Source organism: Anoxybacillus tengchongensis (assembly GCF_014201585.1).
GTDB classification, from domain to species: Bacteria; Bacillota; Bacilli; order Bacillales; family Anoxybacillaceae; genus Anoxybacillus; species Anoxybacillus tengchongensis.
Genome location: NZ_JACHES010000029.1, coordinates 1 through 1,110 on the forward strand (window position 1 = coordinate 1; position 1,110 = coordinate 1,110).

At 43.7% G+C, this 1,110-nt stretch carries 1 protein-coding gene; it reads right to left on the bottom strand.

Annotated elements, in window-relative coordinates; all coding sequences use genetic code 11:
• Positions 1 to 82: 82 nt before the first annotated feature.
• On the bottom strand, positions 83 to 1,110 hold a 1,028-nt coding region (ltrA, locus tag HNQ82_RS14435; RefSeq protein ID WP_183250471.1), incomplete at its 5' end, for a group II intron reverse transcriptase/maturase.

Below are 1,110 nucleotides of genomic sequence, written 5' to 3' on the forward strand. Positions count from 1 at the left end.
TAATCGAGTAGGAGGAGGTGATTAACCTCCGTCCTCTCACACCACCGTACGTACGGTTCCGTATACGGCGGTTCAATCAAGATCAATGACGCAAGAATTCATAACGTTCTTGTAGACTTTTGAGGCCTTGGTCATTCCAGTAGGAGTTTCCAAGGGTTCTGTGTAAGATGGGGCTATTTGAAATACGCCAGTACCCTTTCCGACTATTTCCCCATTCATAAGCTTTCCACGAAGGAACTCCCAATTTGATCAAGTTTCGTATCCTCGTTTTTGGTGTTTTCCAATTTTTCCATAAGCACATACGAAGTCTTCGACGAATCCACCCGTCCATTTTCCGAAAAATTGATTTCGTGTCCGCCAGCGCAAAGTACCCACACCATCCGAATACATACTGATTCAGTTTCTGAATTCGGTATTCCATGGAATATGGCATCTTTCTCGAGGTGATTTCTCGTACTTTCTTCTTCATTCGTTTGACACTTTCTTCTGCCACTCGAATTTTGGGCTCTTCGGCATCGATAAAACTGAATCCAAGAAATTTTCGCTTCCATGGACGGTCTACTGCCGACTTTTTCTCATTCACTTTTAGGCGAAGTTTACGTTCGATGAATCGTTGAACGCTTGCCATTGTTCGCTCTCCTGCCCTTTTTGATTTTACGTAAATGTTACAGTCGTCTGCATAACGAACGAATGGATGTCCTCTCTTTTCCAACTCTTTATCCAACTCATCAAGGACGATGTTGGAAAGGAGCGGACTTAATGGACCACCTTGTGGTGTTCCTTTCTCCGTACTTGAAACCACTCCATGAATCATGACACCCGACTGTAAGTATTTGCGGATTAATTTTAATAACGGTTTATCGTGGATTCTTTTCGCCAGTGTGCTCATCAGTCTGTCGTGGTTGACCTGATCAAAGAACTTTTCCAAATCGATGTCTACAACCCATCGGTATCCTTCTTTGATATATCCTTGTGCTTTCCTCACTGCATCATGGGCACTTCGATTTGGGCGAAAGCCATAGCTATGTTCGGAAAACATCGGGTCATATATCTTCGACAATACCTGGGCAATCGCCTGTTGAATCAAACGGTCTGTCACGGTTGGAATAC